This is a genomic window from uncultured Merdimmobilis sp. (assembly GCF_902471145.1).
Classification (GTDB): Bacteria; Bacillota; Clostridia; order Oscillospirales; family Ruminococcaceae; genus Merdimmobilis; species Merdimmobilis hominis.
This window is the reverse complement of record NZ_CABRJC010000007.1, coordinates 1-15334: the sequence shown is the minus strand read 5'-3', so window position 1 is coordinate 15334 and position 15334 is coordinate 1. Positions and strand designations below refer to the sequence as shown.

Annotated in this window: 13 protein-coding genes; 7 read left to right on the top strand and 6 right to left on the bottom strand. The window is 56.2% G+C overall.

Features of this window, described 5'->3' with window-relative positions; genetic code table 11:
• Window positions 1–22 precede the first annotated feature (22 nt).
• Window positions 23–1240 (bottom strand): alanine racemase, encoded by a 1218-nt coding sequence (alr, locus tag RDQ42_RS05020; protein ID WP_231358046.1) that lies wholly within the window; start codon window positions 1238–1240, stop codon window positions 23–25.
• A gap of 227 nt (window positions 1241–1467) precedes the next feature.
• Window positions 1468–2169: a hypothetical protein gene (locus tag RDQ42_RS05015; RefSeq protein WP_054331463.1), complete on the bottom strand. Its 702-nt coding sequence runs from the start codon at window positions 2167–2169 to the stop codon at window positions 1468–1470.
• Window positions 2170–2532: 363 nt separating this feature from the next.
• On the opposite strand from RDQ42_RS05015, the gene RDQ42_RS05010 reads away from it, so the two are divergent.
• The 4 genes from RDQ42_RS05010 to RDQ42_RS04995 all read left to right on the top strand — a co-directional run bounded on the left by RDQ42_RS05010 (window position 2533) and on the right by RDQ42_RS04995 (window position 6798).
• Window positions 2533–3723: a coenzyme F420-0:L-glutamate ligase gene (locus RDQ42_RS05010; RefSeq protein WP_231358044.1), complete on the top strand. Its 1191-nt coding sequence runs from the start codon at window positions 2533–2535 to the stop codon at window positions 3721–3723.
• 88 nt (window positions 3724–3811) lie between these two features.
• Window positions 3812–4927: a YjjG family noncanonical pyrimidine nucleotidase gene (locus tag RDQ42_RS05005; RefSeq protein ID WP_231358043.1), complete on the top strand. Its 1116-nt coding sequence runs from the start codon at window positions 3812–3814 to the stop codon at window positions 4925–4927.
• On the top strand, window positions 4927–5610 hold the full coding sequence (locus tag RDQ42_RS05000; protein ID WP_231358042.1) for a M48 family metallopeptidase: 684 nt from the start codon (window positions 4927–4929) through the stop codon (window positions 5608–5610). The genes RDQ42_RS05005 and RDQ42_RS05000 overlap by 1 nt, the downstream gene beginning before the upstream one ends.
• Window positions 5611–5640: 30 nt before the next feature.
• Window positions 5641–6798, top strand: coding sequence for a hypothetical protein (locus tag RDQ42_RS04995; RefSeq protein ID WP_231358041.1), 1158 nt, complete (start codon window positions 5641–5643; stop codon window positions 6796–6798).
• A gap of 38 nt (window positions 6799–6836) precedes the next feature.
• On the opposite strand, the gene RDQ42_RS04990 is transcribed toward RDQ42_RS04995, so the two are convergent.
• Both RDQ42_RS04990 and RDQ42_RS04985 read right to left on the bottom strand, forming a co-directional pair.
• Entirely contained in the window at window positions 6837–7346 is a 510-nt protein-coding gene (locus tag RDQ42_RS04990) for an aromatic acid exporter family protein (RefSeq protein WP_231358040.1), read from the bottom strand.
• A gap of 139 nt (window positions 7347–7485) precedes the next feature.
• Entirely contained in the window at window positions 7486–8298 is an 813-nt protein-coding gene (locus RDQ42_RS04985; protein ID WP_231358039.1) for a MerR family transcriptional regulator, read from the bottom strand.
• A gap of 87 nt (window positions 8299–8385) precedes the next feature.
• Between RDQ42_RS04985 and RDQ42_RS04980 the strand changes: the two genes are divergently transcribed.
• Both RDQ42_RS04980 and RDQ42_RS04975 read left to right on the top strand, forming a co-directional pair.
• The gene (locus RDQ42_RS04980) at window positions 8386–9012 is read left to right on the top strand and encodes a GNAT family N-acetyltransferase (protein WP_054331454.1); all 627 of its coding nucleotides are present in this window, start codon (window positions 8386–8388) and stop codon (window positions 9010–9012) included.
• Between the two features lie 183 nt (window positions 9013–9195).
• Complete coding sequence (locus tag RDQ42_RS04975; protein ID WP_231358037.1) at window positions 9196–10080, top strand: D-alanyl-D-alanine carboxypeptidase family protein; 885 nt, start codon at window positions 9196–9198, stop codon at window positions 10078–10080.
• A gap of 53 nt (window positions 10081–10133) precedes the next feature.
• On the opposite strand, the gene RDQ42_RS04970 is transcribed toward RDQ42_RS04975, so the two are convergent.
• Window positions 10134–11633, bottom strand: coding sequence for a DUF1846 domain-containing protein (locus tag RDQ42_RS04970; RefSeq protein ID WP_231358036.1), 1500 nt, complete (start codon window positions 11631–11633; stop codon window positions 10134–10136).
• 769 nt (window positions 11634–12402) lie between these two features.
• On the opposite strand from RDQ42_RS04970, the gene RDQ42_RS04965 reads away from it, so the two are divergent.
• A complete protein-coding gene (locus RDQ42_RS04965) occupies window positions 12403–13539 on the top strand; it encodes a glycerate kinase (RefSeq protein WP_231358035.1) in 1137 nt (378 codons plus the stop codon).
• 40 nt (window positions 13540–13579) lie between these two features.
• Here RDQ42_RS04965 and RDQ42_RS04960 read toward each other — a convergent pair whose 3' ends face one another.
• The gene (locus tag RDQ42_RS04960; RefSeq protein ID WP_231358034.1) at window positions 13580–15121 is read right to left on the bottom strand and encodes a polysaccharide biosynthesis C-terminal domain-containing protein; all 1542 of its coding nucleotides are present in this window, start codon (window positions 15119–15121) and stop codon (window positions 13580–13582) included.
• Window positions 15122–15334: the final 213 nt, after the last annotated feature.

Below are 15334 nucleotides of genomic sequence, written 5' to 3'. Positions count from 1 at the left end.
CCTTGTTGGGGATCCGTACCCCTTAAAATCTGCCGCCCAGCAGATAATCATCCACCTTGACCACCTTGCCGCCCCGCAGGTAGACCCGGGGGACGCGGCGGCCGATGACGGTGGTGATCTCCGGCTCGATGGTGCCGGCGATTTCAGCGGCTTCGGCGCAGGGGATGTACTCCTCCCCATCCCTGCCGTAGACGGTGACGATGTCCCCTACCTCCACATCTGGGATGTCAGAGACGTCCACCATCATCATATCCATACAGATGTTGCCGATGACCCGGCAGCGCCGCCCCCGGATGAGAACCATCCCCCGGTTGGAATTGCAGCGCATATACCCATCGGTGTAGCCGCAGGAGACCACGGCGACTTTCATATCCACCCCGGCGATAAAGTTGGAGGAATAGCCCACGCACTCCCCTTTCTTGACCTCCCGCAGGAGGGCGACCCGGGTTTTCAATTCCAGCACATGGCGGAAGGCGGGGTACCGCAGCTGCATTTCCCCTGGCTGCACCCCGCAGACCAGGCTTCCAGTGCGGCACATGTCCAGTTTCATCTCTGGGTAGTTGATCACCCCGCCGCTGTTGCAGATGTGGCAGTTGGGGAAGGTGTATCCCCGCTGCTTCAAGAGGTAGCGCATCTTGATGAATCGGTTGTACTGTCCATAGCACTCCTCCCGGCCGGCATCGTCATAAACGGTGGAGTTGTACAGGTGGGAATAGAGGGCATCACAGGTCAGATTGGGCAAGCCCAGTGCTTCTACAATTTTTTCCAGCTCTGCCAGGGTCTCCTCGGGGTCGTCGGTGCTGTTGAACCCCAGCCGGTTCATACCGGTGTTGATTTTGATGTGGCAGTTGACCGTCCCCCCGGCCTTCACCGCTTGGGCAGACAGGGCCTTGGCATAATCCAGGTCTCCTATGGTCTGGGTCAGATCGTATTTGAGCAGCAGCCCGGCGTATTCCGGCTGGGTCAGGCCCAGGATCAGGATGGGTTTTTCCACCCCGGCCTGGCGCAGCTCAATGGCCTCGGCCAAACAGGCCACAGCAAACCAATCGGCGCCGCATTCCCGCTCCAGGATGGGTGCCATCGTGGCGGCCCCGTGGCCGTAGCCATTGGATTTTAACACCACCATCCACTTGCAATCCGGAAGCAGCTCTTCCCGGACGATGCGGGCGGATTCAATCATGTTGTCCAGGTTGATCTCCGCCCAAGTGCGCTCTATGTAATTGAGGTTTGTTCCTTCCATTGTGTTCTCCTTCCCTTCCTAAGGCTTCTTCTATCATACACAGTTTTTGGCTTGTCCGCAATCGCCGGGGGGGAAAATTCTTGTCCCTTTGGGCGGAATTTGCCAGGGAAATGGAGTTTCCTCTGAAAATGGCCATTTTCCCCAGCGGAGGGCTGTCGCCAACGAAAAAACTGCCAGCCGGGAACAGCCCCAGCCGGCAGCTTTAATGGAATGTTGTACGGTATAGATTATTTGCTCCCAATCCACTGGGTGTAGTCCTCGGACTTCTCTACGGTGTAAGGGGCAACTTCCCAGGCGGATGCCTGCCCGGGGAGGCTGAGGGTCACCGCGCCATTGAACAGGATGCTCAGCTGGCTTCCCACTTGAATCTCATTGGTATACACCTGGGTGGACTCCCCGATGTGGAAGAGGATTTCGTCCGTGCCTTCCCCGCCGATCCGCTTCATCAAAAGGTCGGTGGTGCCATCCTCTTTTTCGGTCACCTCCACCACCTCGCCGTTGAAGACCGACATCGCCGCATCGGGGAGCCGGTTGACTGCAATGGCCTCGGTCTGGGGCGGGTAGGTCTCCTGGACATCGCTGTAGTAGACCTCCAGGTACTGCCCTTCCTCCAACGTTTCCCGGTCAAAGCTGAACTTGGTGCCTTCCCCGATGGAGAACCGCACAATCCCATCGCCGTAATCCCGGCCGGGCACCTGCACCAGGTAGAACCCGTTTTCGTCCAGGCCCCGGACCTCCCCGCGGTAGAGAGCGGCATCCGCCACTGTCAAACGTCTGCTGGAAGAATCCTCCTGGGAGCTGTTGTTCTCCTCCACCTGGGAACTGCTTCCGGAGGGCTCCCCTTGGGGCGGGGTCTCTTTCGGGGTGCAGCCTCCGAACACCGACGCCGCCAACAGCAGCGCCGCAAAAGAAGCGACCAGTCGATTCATGATAAAACCTCCTATCTTTACGCTTTACTAAAAAAGGTTCTATGGGCGGTATGCCACATCCTTTGGTTTCCATTTCATCTAAAGAGTGCGCCAATTTTGCATGTCTTTTGCAAAAACAGAGAATTTTTCCGTTAAAATTTTCTTCTTTCAGAGGGTTGTACAAATTTACTCCCCTAGCTTTTAGCAGTTCCCACCGAAAAAACGGGGCCATTTTTCAATCATAAGGTAAACTTATGCGCAATATCAATAATATATACTTTATTTATGTTCAATTTCGTATTATACTGGGTGTCGGGACGTCACCCCGTCCCCTTTTTCCGACAAAAACTAGGATCAAATGACCCATAAAAAGGAGCATTCGCTATGGAAAGAATGGTTGGTACCGTTGTCCGGGGCGTGCGCGCACCCATTATCCGCCAAGGGGATGACCTTGTCAAAATCGTGACCGATTCGGTGATCGGCGCAGCCGAATCGGAGGGCTTCTCCCTGCGGGACAAAGACGTTGTCGCCGTCACCGAAGCTGTGGTCGCCCGGAGCCAGGGCAACTACGCCCACATCGACGACATCGCCGCCGACGTCCACCAGAAATGCGGGGATGACACAGTGGGGGTTATCTTCCCCATCCTCAGCCGCAACCGGTTCGCCATCTGCCTCAAGGGCATTGCCAAGGGCCTGAAAAAGATGGTCCTGATGTTCAGTTACCCCTCCGATGAGGTGGGCAACCACCTGGTCAGCCTGGACCAGCTGGATGAAAAAGGCATCAACCCCTGGAACGACGTCCTCACCGAAGGGGACTACCGCCGCCTGTTCGGCGAAAACCTCCACCCCTTCACCGGCGTAGATTATGTGGCTTATTACAAATCCCTGGTGGAGGAGATGGGCTGTGAGGTGCAGATCCTCTTCGCCAACGACTGCCGGGCCATCCTCCCCTACGCCAAAAAAGTGATCCATTGCGACATCCACTCCCGCGCCCGCACCAAACGCCTGCTCCAGGCAGCCGGCGCAGAGCTGACCCTGGGCTTGGATGAGATTCTAAACGCCCCAGTGGGCAGCAGCGGCTGCAATGAAAAATACGGCCTTTTGGGCTCCAACAAAGCCACTGAGGAGACGGTCAAGCTCTTCCCCCGGGACTGCCAGGACTTTGTGGAGCAGGTGCAGGCTTCCCTCTTCACCCGCACCGGCAAACACGTGGAGGTCATGGTGTACGGCGACGGCGCCTTTAAAGACCCGGTGGGCAAGATCTGGGAATTGGCTGACCCGGTGGTCTCCCCCGCCTACACCGACGGCCTCACCGGTGTGCCCAGCGAACTGAAGCTGAAATACCTGGCCGACAACAACTTCGCCCACCTGAGCGGCGCGGAGCTTCAGGCCGCCATCACCGAGTACATCCGGGGCAAGGCCAGCGACCTGAAGGGTTCTATGGAGTCCCAGGGCACCACCCCCCGCCGGATCACCGACCTGATCGGCTCTCTGTGCGACCTGACCAGCGGCAGCGGCGACAAGGGCACCCCCATCGTCCTGGTGCAGGGGTATTTTGACAACTACGCCAAATAGGTATTTTCCAAAAAGGGCTCCCGGTGGGGGGCCCTTTTTGTTATAATGAAAGATACACCCACCGACTTTTTGATTGGAGGCTTTTTCCATGAAACCATACACTGCCTTATTGTTCGACGCCGACGGCACCCTTTTGGACTTTGAGAAGGCGGAGGAGTACTCCTTCTTCTACACCGGCAGGGAATTCGGCCTGGATCTCACCCCGGAGATGAAGAAAACCTACCATGCCATCAACAGCGCCCTGTGGGAACAGCTGGAAGAGGGGAAAATTCAAAAGCCCCAATTGGTGGTCAAGCGCTTCCAGGACCTGTTTGCCCAATATGGGCTGAAGGCCGATCCCGCCGCTTTCAACACCGCCTATCTGGACAACCTAGCCCTCTGCGCCGCCCGGATTGACGGGGCCCTACAGGTGGTGAAAACCCTCTTTAAGCAGTACAAGCTGGTGCTGGTGACCAACGGGGTCTCCCGGGCCCAACACCGGCGGATGGAGGCCTCCCGCCTGGCCCCCTACTTCGACCAGGTCATTGTCTCGGAGGACGCAGGGGCGGAAAAGCCCTCCCGCCGGTACTTTGACTACATGATGGAAACCTGCGGCTTCCAGGACCCCTCCGGCCTTTTGCTCATCGGGGATTCCCTCACCGCCGACATCCGGGGCTCGGTGCAGTACGGCATCGACTGCTGTTGGTTCAACCCCCACTCCAAGCCCCGCTCCGGGGACTATTCCCCCACCTATGAGATCCACTCCCTGGAGGAGCTGTACCCCCTCTTAGGGGTGGAAGCCCCAGCCAGAACACGGGACGCCGTGCCGGAGTTTTACGGCCAAGGCTGCCGCAACAACTGCGCCGAAGCCATGCTTCTAGCCTTCTGCAAAACCCATGGGATTGACCTGCCCGCCCAGGCGGTCAAGCTGTTGGGCGGCTTTGGGGGCGGCCTTTCCACTGGCAGGACCTGCGGCGCCCTCTGCGGGGCCAACGCCGTCCTGGGATTGGTGTCGGTCCCCAACGGCCAATATGGCAAAGAGACCCCGGAGCTGAAACCCCGGACGGTCCAGCTGGTGGAGGGGTTCCAGCGTGCATTCGGCTCCTGCGACTGTGCCGACTTGAAAACCCGCTATGCCGATTGCCCCCACCACTGCCAAGAACTGCTGAAAACCACCGCCGACCTGCTGGAGGACATCCTGCTGGCCGACGGGGTGCTGGATTGATGCCCCAGCTGCGGCGGGTCTGCACCCCCCTTGGGGAAATTTCCTATACCCTGACCCGGAAAAAGGTGAAAAACCTCAACCTGCGGATCACTGGCGGTGAGGTGCGCCTCTCCGCCGGGCCGCGGGTTCCTCTCGCCCACTGTGACCAGATGGTGGCCGAACGGGCAGGGTGGATCCAATCCTCCCTGGCCCGCCAGCAAAGCCGGGAGAGCCGGTTTTTCCTTCCCAACTGCCCCGCCGAAGGGGACGTCATCCTCTTTCTAGGAGAATCTGTGGCCCTCCATCTGTGGGATGGGGCTGCTGCCCTGCGGGGAGACAGCCTTTTTCTGCCTTCGGAGAACCCACGCAAAGCCCTGGATGATTTTTTGGCCGCCCAGTGCCGGGCGGTGATACTGCCCTTGTGCCGGGAGGTGGAGGCCCTCTCCCCTACCTTTCTTGCCCCAACTCCGCCGGTGGTCTCCTTCCGCCGGATGACCTCCCGCTGGGGCAGCTGTTCCCCTCAAAAGCGGCGGATTACCCTCAGCACCCGGCTCATCCACCTGCCCTTACTGGCCATCCAAGGGGTGGTCATCCACGAGTACGCCCACCTGGCGGTGCCCAACCACTCTGCCCGGTTTTACGACCTGGTCAGGCAGCTGATGCCCACCTATCCCGCCGCTGCCGCGTTGCTAAAAGGCGGGTAATCTCCCATCCCCCGAAAGGAGGGGTTCCCTTTGATCAAACGAATTCTTGCCCTCGCCCTTGCCTTTACCCTTTTGCTGGCCGGCTGTTCCCAGGGGGAGCAGAAGGAGGAGAAACCCCAGCTGGTGCTGCAAAACGCCGCCAAAGCCATCAAGGAGCATTCCGATGCGGATACGGTGGAAATCCTTGCCTTGGAGCCCGCCCCACAGCCGCCGGAGTATTACGCCCTGGTCCAGCTGACCGACGATGCCGGGGCGGTTTCCAAGCGGTTCTACCACCTCGTAAAAGGGGAAAATGCCTTTACTGTCCTCTCTCCTTATTATTTTGACAGCCAGCCGGAGATGGCCATTTCGGCCAACTATGAAATCCTGGGCAACAACACAGTGGTCTACGGGGAAATCAACTGGGGGCACACCAGCTCCCGGGAAAAGGCTTTTCTCCCCATAGAGGTCTCCCGCATCGACCTGCGGCTGGAGGGCGGGGAGTTTGCCTCCGCCACCCTGTACAAGGGGGCTTACCTATGTGTGTTCAAAGGCAAAAAGGCCCCCCTCGCCCAAGCGGTGTTCTTTGACACCCCAAGGGAAGGGGAAGAACCCACTGCCTACGATTATGCCGAGGAACTGGACTACCTCCTTTCCCTCAACCCACCGCCACCGGATGGGCCCCTATACACTCAGTATGAGGAGGGGAGCGATGCCTGGTACCTGGCCCGCTATATCCATCCCTTAGCCTTTTCCGGCCTATTGACTGGGGAGAGCTGGTCACGCCCCGGGGATCTGCCCCTGGACGGCCTCCTTCGCTTTGCCGCCGGACTCCCCTCCTTGGATGAGGAGGCCGACTACACCCTCTTCTGGGACAACGAGGGGCAGAATTACCAAGTCCCTGCCGCCTACCTGGAGGGGATGATGGGCCGGTATTTCGACCTGCCGGAGGGCCTCCTGCGGGGGTCCCCCCTCTACCGGGAGGAAGAGGAGGTTTACCTGCTGCCCGCCCTGGATTTTTCTGGGGAAGCGGCCTTCTCCCTGGACCAGGTGGAACCTTTGGATGGCGGCGTCCTGCGCCTCACCTTCTCCGCTTATGGAGAGGAGCCCACCGGGGATTCCTTGCCCATCCGGGCCTATACCCTCACCGTTAAGGTGGAAGGGGGATCCTTCCAATACCTCTCCTGCACCGTTCTCCCCCTCTCTTAGAAAAAAGCGGCCCGCCCGGCGATGGGCAGGCCGCTTTCTTATGATTGGTGGCTTTGTTGAGCCTCCCCTTGCGGAAGCCGGACATACCGGTTGGCCAGAACAGCGATTACAATGCCGATGGTGGTCTCAATCACCCGGTTGCAGACATAGGGTAAGGCCTCGGGAATGGGTTTGAAGTTAGCGGTGTTTGCCAGAAACACGATGCAGCAGATGGAGGAGGACTCCTTAATCCCCAGCACATTGCAAAGGGTAATGAGGGCCAGTACCCCCAAAGGGAGGATGACTACATACAGCCCCTCCCGGTAGTGGGGCAGCAGATCGAAGAGAACCAGAGAAAGGTACCCGGCCGTCCCCCCGAGGACGGTGCCATAAAACCGGTGGAATCCGGTGCGCAGGCTCTTCTCCCAAGTGGGCTGCATGCAGACAATGGATGCAATGCAGGAGAAAAAAGGGCTCTCCCGATGCAGCGGGATGGAGACCAGCAAACAGAGAAATACCGCCAGTGCGCTTTTGACCGCCCGCAGCCCAGGCCGGTAGTGAATATCCATAAGGAGCCTCCTCTCAAGGGATGGGCAGGGATTGGCCCTGCCGTTTTTTCTATGGTTTATTATAGCGCGCCGGCCCTCAAAGGACAATTGTTTCCCCTTCTTTTTTCTAATTTGAGCAAAATAAGGTGTATATCATTTCCTAAATGTTGTTACCAATTTTAATCATTATCTGTGTGATATATTCCTTTTCACTGGCAATTGTATAGTCGGTAAGATCACGTTCAAAGGAATATCCTATAAGCCTAAGTTTATGCTCGTCGGCATAGCTTAACATTTTTCTATATAGCTCTGGAAGCCTGCCCCACCCACCTTTCAGATAACCGCACAGGTACGCTCCTTTTGGCTTTGTCATAAAACCGTTTTTCTTCCTATGCTCTGTTATCACGGTGTATAGGCCGTCATATTTATTAAACTCTCCTGCCTGTATTTTATCAAGGGAAAGGTAACTCCCTACACCTGCTCGATATTGCTCTGGCGACCAGACACTCTGTATATATTTAAAGACTTTTATAGGGCTATCTTCCTCAAATTCATAAGGGACGGTCAACAGGTATTCTTCTTTTAAGTCGGCTATTTCTATATGCATATCACTGATTTGCTGACAGAGCAGAAGATGTTCCCTTTTTTGGTTCAGAACTGATTTGACTGCTTTCAACTTTCGAATTTCCGTGTCAATTTCCTTTTGCTTGCGCGAAACAGTTTCAAGGAATTTCTGTTCATCGAAAGAATGGATAAAATCTTTGATTTCCTCAATGCTTAGATTGATTTCTTTCAGCATACGGATATATTCAAAATCTATGCTCTGGGAATAGTCGTAATATCTATATCCGTTTTCCCCCTTATGACATGGGAAAAACAGACCGATATAATCATAGTAGTGGAGCGTCCGTTTATTGACATTGTGTAATTTTGCAAACTGTGCGGTCGTAAGCCGCATGGTTTCTTGATTCATAAAATACCTCCTTGACATTACACCTACTGAATAGTTTACGATTAGTATATACCAGAAGAAGGCAAAAGAAAAGGAGTTTTACAGAATATGGAAAACAGCGTGAAATTAAGAGAGTTAAAGAAACGGGATTTGCCAGCATTGGAAGATGTGATAAGAAGAACTTGGAACTATGACAAATTCGCAACACCCAAGACAGCCCGTAAGCTGGCAAAGGTCTATCTTGCGACCTGCCTGACAAACCAAACTTATACGCGGATTGCAGAAGTCAATGGTGTTCCCGCGGGGCTGATTTTGGGAAAGGATATAGAAAAGCACCACTGTCCGTTAAAATACCGCCTACATCAAATATTCGCCGTATGCGGATTGCTGATTTCCAAAGAGGGACGAGGCATATTGAATTTCTATAAGAATGTAGACGATATAGACAACCAGCTCTTGAAACAGTGCAACAAGGACTATAAGGGGGAGGTTGCTCTATTTGCCCTTTCCCCCGAATACAGAGGGCTTGGAATTGGAAAAATGCTGTTCCATTCTCTATTAGCCTATATGAAAAGCCAGAGCATTAGCGATTTCTACCTTTATACTGACACGAGCTGTAATTTCGGATTTTATGAACACCAGGGCATGATACGTCAACAGCAGCATAAACATCTTGTCGATATGAAGGGGCAAAAAGGCGAACTGGAATTTTACCTTTATGACATGACTGTTTAGAAGTTTAAGATTTTTATATGAATCCTAAGAAAATTGTAACTTCCCTGTAAGGCGGCTGAAAAAAATCCTTCCGTCTTTGGTGGTACAATACTTGCAGAAGCGGCTTTTGGAGCAAGAGGGGGAAGTTGGATGGCGAGGAGAATGCATCATCGGCGGCGCAGAAGGTGGGGGTGCTTCCCCCTTTTGGCTCTGGTATGCCTCCTGCTCACTGCCGGGGTGGTTGGCAAGGCCGCACTTTTCTGCTGGGAACACCGGTCGGCCCTGGAATTCCTCCCCCAGCAGGCAGCTGTAGTCCACAAGGGGTACTACAGCCCTTACCTTCTGCTCACCCGGGTGGAGGACGGGGAAGTCCTCCTCGCCAAGAAGAGCGATTCCCCCTTTGCACCGGCTTCCCTGACCAAAATGATGACCGTCTTGGTTGCCTTAGAAAACATCCCGAACCTGGAGGAACAAGTGGAAGTCCCTCCAAAGATTTTTCCCGGCCTCTACGAGCAGGACGCCTCCCTAGCAGGCTTCCTGCCAGGTGAGCATCCGCGGGCCGTTGACCTCATCTATGGGGCACTGCTCCCCTCGGGCGGGGAGGCATCCCTGGCCTTGGCCATCCACGTCAGCGGGTCGGAGGAGGGGTTTGTTTCCCTCATGAATCAAAAAGCCCAGGCGCTGGGGATGGACCACACCCATTTTGCCAACGTCTGCGGGCTGGATGACCCCAAGCAGACAACCACCGCCCAAGACCTCACCCTCCTACTGCGTGCCGCCTTAAAAAATGAGACTTTTTATAAGGCTTTCACCAGCTCCAGCTATCTGGTCCCCCCCACGGATCTGCACCCAGAGGGGTTTGCCTTCCAAAGCACCCTGTTCAAGAAACTGGAAGATCCCACCTTCCCCGGCGGGGAAATTTTAGGGGGAAAGACCGGCTACACCCAAAAAGCCCGTCTTTGCCTGGCCAGCCTGGCAGAAAAGGATGGCACAACCTATCTTCTAATTACCGCCGGCGCCCCGGGAGATCATCAAACCCCGCCTTACCACATCTTGGACGCCCAGACGGCCTATGCCTCCCTCCCATAGACGGCATGCAAAACGAGCCCCAGCCAACCGGCCGGAGCTCGTTTTTTTATGGGTTATACATAGTAAAGGTGGGAGGACTGGTACTCGGCGTCGCTGGTGATATCCACCCCCAGCTTGCGGAAGAGCTGCTCCTCCACTTGGGAGAGCATGGCAGTGGAATGGGCCTGACAGTCCCGCAGGCCGTGGAGGTTGTCCACCGCCAGTTTAGCGATGGGATTGGTTGCACAGCAGACACAGAGGGCATTGAGGATCTCCTCCGCGGTGAGGGTGCCGTTTTTGCCCTCCAGCACTTGGGTTTTTAGGGTGATGATGGGCTCGATGACCACTGGGGAAATCAGGTGGATATCATCGGAGATTTTGGAGAGGTATTTCACCGCGTTGAGGATGCAGGCGGCGGAGGCGGTCATCAGTTCCGACCTCTTGCCGGTGATGATGGTGCCGTCGCCCAGTTCCAGGGCCACCACATGGGCGCTTTCCGCCCCAGCGTCTATCAAGGCCTCTGCCTTTTTGCGGGCGGGGAGCACCGTCTTGCGGTCGCTGACCTTGAGGCCCAGCTCATCCATCAACAGGCTGACCCTCTCAAAAGTCTCCTTGTCTACATAGCCTTTTTTGTATTCGCAAGCGGTTTTGAAATACCGGCGGATGATCTCCTGGCAGGAGGCCTCCCGCACAACCTCATCGTCCACTATGCCAAATCCGATCCGGTTAACCCCCATGTCGGTGGGGGAGCGATAGGGGGATTCCCGGCCGGTGATCTTCTCGATGATCCTCTTGATTACCGGGAACATCTCCATATCCCGGTTGTAGTTGACGGCCATCTCCCCATAGGCTTCAAAGTGGAAGGAGTCGATCATGTTGACATCCTTCAAATCCGCTGTGGCAGCTTCATAGGCGATGTTAAGGGGGTGTTTCAGCGGCACATTCCACACGGGGAAGGTCTCAAACTTGGAATACCAAGCCTCTATCCCCCGCTTCTGCTCATGGTACAGCTGGCCCAGGCAGGTGGCCAATTTACCGCTGCCCGGTCCGGGGGCAGTGACCACCACAATGGGCTTGGTGGTCTCAATATAGGGGTTGGCCCCGTAGCCCTCGTCGCTGACAATGGTCTCCACATCGGTGGGGTACCCTTTGGTAGCGGTATGGGTATAGGTGCGGATGCCCCGGCGGTTGAGCTTGTTCATAAACACCCGGGTGGCGGGCTGCCCCTCATACCGGGTGACCACCACGCTGTTGATATCCAGCCCATAATCCCGCAGGTTGTCGATGAGGCGGTACACCTCCAAATCATAGGTGATGCCGTAATCATCCCGGATTTTATTCCGCTCAATATCCCCTGCGTACACACAGATGACAATTTCCGCCTGGTCTTTCAGCTTTTGCAGCAGCTTGATCTTGGCGTTTTCATCATAGCCGGGCAGCACCCGCTTGGCATGCAGGTCGTTCATCAGCTTGCCGCCAAACTCCAGATACAGCTTCTTGCAGCTGTTCACCCGCTCCAAGATAAATTTTGATTGTTCGGTCAAATACCGTTCCGAGTCAAATCCGCGCTTCATCCCATCATTCCTTTCCCCACAGTTTGAAAGCAAAGAGACTGCTGCCCCTTTGCTTTCCCACAATCCTCAAACTTGAGTTACACATTCTTTAAAAGTATAGCATTGTGCCGGGGGCAAGTAAACAGGCAAATTCACGGGATTAACGGAAATTTTTTGCTTTTTTGTGGTTTTTCTGCTCTCCTTCTTCCTCCTGTGGCCTCCAGGCCCCGCCCCATTATAGGGGTGAGGCCCCTATTTCCCTCAATTATGCAGGGCGTTACGCACCCCTGCACCCCGCGCAAGGCTTTTTGTGCGAAAAAGCCTTGAACAAAAGCGCATTTAAGGAGGGCCGAACCACTCGCGACATAGGTGAAGTCCGGCCCCCCTTAAAAACCCCCTGCTCCTGGATGGGAATACTCAGAAAAATAGACTCTTTGCAGTCTCGCGAGGGCATCCGCAGCAGCGGAAAAATCCTTCGCTCGAGGCGTTTGAAGCCTCTAAGAAGGATTTTCCGAGCGCACCCATTGTGGCGCACCGATAGGGGGACTGGGGTCTCCCCGGCGGGTTTGGTGTCGGCACGAGGGCCCCTAGAACCTGAGGCACAGGGCGGAGTGCCTGCGAAGACGAATGTAAAAGAAAATCTTACTAGGGAATGAAAAGCATAAAAGAGGAAAGATGGCGAAAAAACTATGGTTATTATTTGGCCATAGCCTAGAGTGGCAAATTCTTCCCTTCTATAAATTTTGTGGTATAATAGCCACAGAACACAGCAAGTTTGGAGGCCATTGCCATGAAAAAAGTAGTGTTGATCCCCGATTCCTTCAAGGGCACCATCTCCTCCCAGGAGGTCTGCGAGATTGTGGCCCGGCAGGTTCTCCGGTTCCATCCAGAAGCGGAGGTCATCTCCATCCCAGTGGCAGATGGCGGCGAGGGCACAGTGGATTGTTTTCTTCTTTCCCAGCCTGGGGAGCGGGTGAGCGCTCAGGTGAAGGGCCCTTATTTTGAGGATATCACCGCCGACTACGCCCTGTTGGATGGGGGTAAGACCGCTGTGGTGGAGATTGCCTCCTGTGCCGGGCTCCCCATGGTGGATGGACGCAAAAACCCCAAGATGACTACCACCTACGGGTTTGGCCAGTTGATTTTGGATGCGGCCCGCCGGGGGGCCACTCGGATTGTGGCGGCCTTAGGGGGCAGCTGCACCAATGACTGCGCCTGCGGCATGGCAGCGGCCTTAGGTGTGGCCTTCTACAACGAGGCCGGGGAGCTGTTTATCCCCACAGGAGGCACCCTCCGGGACATCTGGCGGATTGACCGGTCCGGCTTAGCCAAGGAACTTTCGGGGGTGGAGATTGTAGCCATGTGCGACATTGACAACCCCATGTACGGCGCCACCGGAGCGGCCTATGTCTTCGGACCTCAAAAGGGGGCGGATGGGGCTATGGTGGAGGAACTGGACCAGGGCCTTCGCCACCTTTCCCAGGTGCTCATCCGGGATTTGGGGGTAGATGTCGCCCAGCTTCCGGGGGCGGGTGCCGCAGGAGCTGCAGGAGCCGGCGTGGTGGCCTTTCTGGGCGGCTCTTTGGAGAAGGGGATCGACGTGGTGCTGGATGCGGTCAAGTTTGAAGAGCTGATCGCCGATGCAGATTTGATCTTCACCGGCGAGGGCAAACTGGACACCCAGAGCATCCGAGGCAAAGTGGTGGTAGGGGTCTCCCGCCGGGCCAAAGACAGCGGGGTTCCGGTCATCGCCATTGTCGGGGACGTGGGTGACGGCATCGGCGCCGTCTACGACCTGGGGGTCTCAGCGGTGTTCAGCACCAACCAGATAGCCGTTCCCTTTGAAGAGGCCCGGCTGCGGGCCAAAGAAGATCTAGCCGCCACTGCGGAAAATGTGGCGCGTTTTGCCCAGCTTTTTACCCGGTAAAAAACCGCCTCCACTCCCATGGGAGTGGAGGCGGTTTCCCTTATGCCCGCTCCAAAAGCTTCTTCAAATACCGGGAAAAACGGATCCCCTGGAACCGCAATCCCAACAGATAGCTGACCCCACAAATCGCGGTAGCCGCCAGCACCGCCACCGCCGGAGAGAACCCCATAGCTATCGCCTTAAGGTACCCCATCCGGCAGAGGATACCCGCCAACGCGGCGGAGAGGAAGGGCGTGGCCATCCAGTTTTTCCATTGGGGGGAAAGCTGGATGCGGTCTTTGACCCACATCCCGGTGAGCAACGCACCCACAATGTCGCAGACAGCAGTGCCAAAAGCAAACCCAGCCAAGCCGTACCGGGGCAGCAGCCAAAAGACCACCCCCAGCTGGCTGACACCCACCATCACATTGCTCAGCGCCGCCCGCTTTTGCAGGCCGATGCCGCTGAGCACACAACAGAAAATAGAGTGGTAAAAGGCAAATAGGGTGGAGACGGCTAAAAACAGCATCTGGTCCCCGGCCATAGGGTGGTCATACAAAAGGGTGCAGATGGGCTTGCCCACCGCCAGCATCAAGGCCGTGGCCGGGCAGACCACCAAGCCGGTCACCTGGATGGCCTTCCCCGCCTTGCGCCGCACATCCCCTTGGTTGCCTGCGGCCGCCCCTTGGGAGATGCGGGGGACCAGCACGGTGGTCAATGGAAACAGCAGGGCTGACGGGAGGGTGAGCAAAGGCATGGTCATCCCAAAGACGGCGCCGAACGCCTCCATGGCGGCAGTGCTGTCCATCCCGAACCGGATCAGCTGCCGGGGGATCAGCACGGTGGTTGCCGAGCCGATCAAGTTGCCTGCCACCCCGGCAACCGCGATGGGCAGAGCCTCCCCGGCGATCCGGAAGAGGAGAGGGCTCTGGACCATGGCGGGAACCGGGCTCCTGCGCAGGATCAGCCTCCGGTAAAAAATGGTCAGCAGGGTGACGCTGACAATCTCGCTGAACACCATCCCTAGGACGATCAGTGCCGCTCCATCCGCCGGGTCGGCCGGCCGCATCAACAAGAGGAGGGATAATACAAAAAAGATCCGGCAGGCTTGCTCGGAGATCTCCGACACAATGGGAGGATACACATTCTTCGACCCGTGAAAACAGGACTTGTAAATGTTCTCAAACCCGGTCAAAAACAAACAGGGCAGCAATAGCAGCAGGGCTTTGCGGGTGTCCAAATCCCCTAAAATCCCCTCGGCTATGGCATAGGAACCAAACAAAAACGGCACGCCCGCCAGGCAGAACAGCATGAAAAATAAGGTCTGGGCGCTGGATACCACCGATGGGGTCAAATCCCGTCGGCCCAGGGCGGAGAACTCCGAGACCGTCTTGGTCACCGCCATGGAAATCCCCGATAGTGCCAGCGCCGACAGTACTGAATAGGCCCCCATCACCAGCTGATGGATGCCCATCGCTTTGGCCCCGGCCAGCCGCACCAAGGCGATGCGATAGAAAAAGCCCATCAGCTGCAGCACCGAGGCCGAAATGGTCAGCAGCATGGCATTGTAGAACACCGATTTTTTGCGGATAGTAGGAATCAATAGGCTCGCCCCCCTAAGGGATACCTATTCAAGTTGCCCTGCGGTCATGCCTATTTTCTTTTGTGGGGCACACGCCCATACTCGGATACAAGGGGCTATGCCTGTCCCTTAGACCCTAGGCCATCTATTCAAGATTCCATCTTGGAATTGGCTTGTGGGGGTGCGCACCCCCCCACCCCCGCAAGGGTTTTTATGCGAAAAAACCTTGACAAA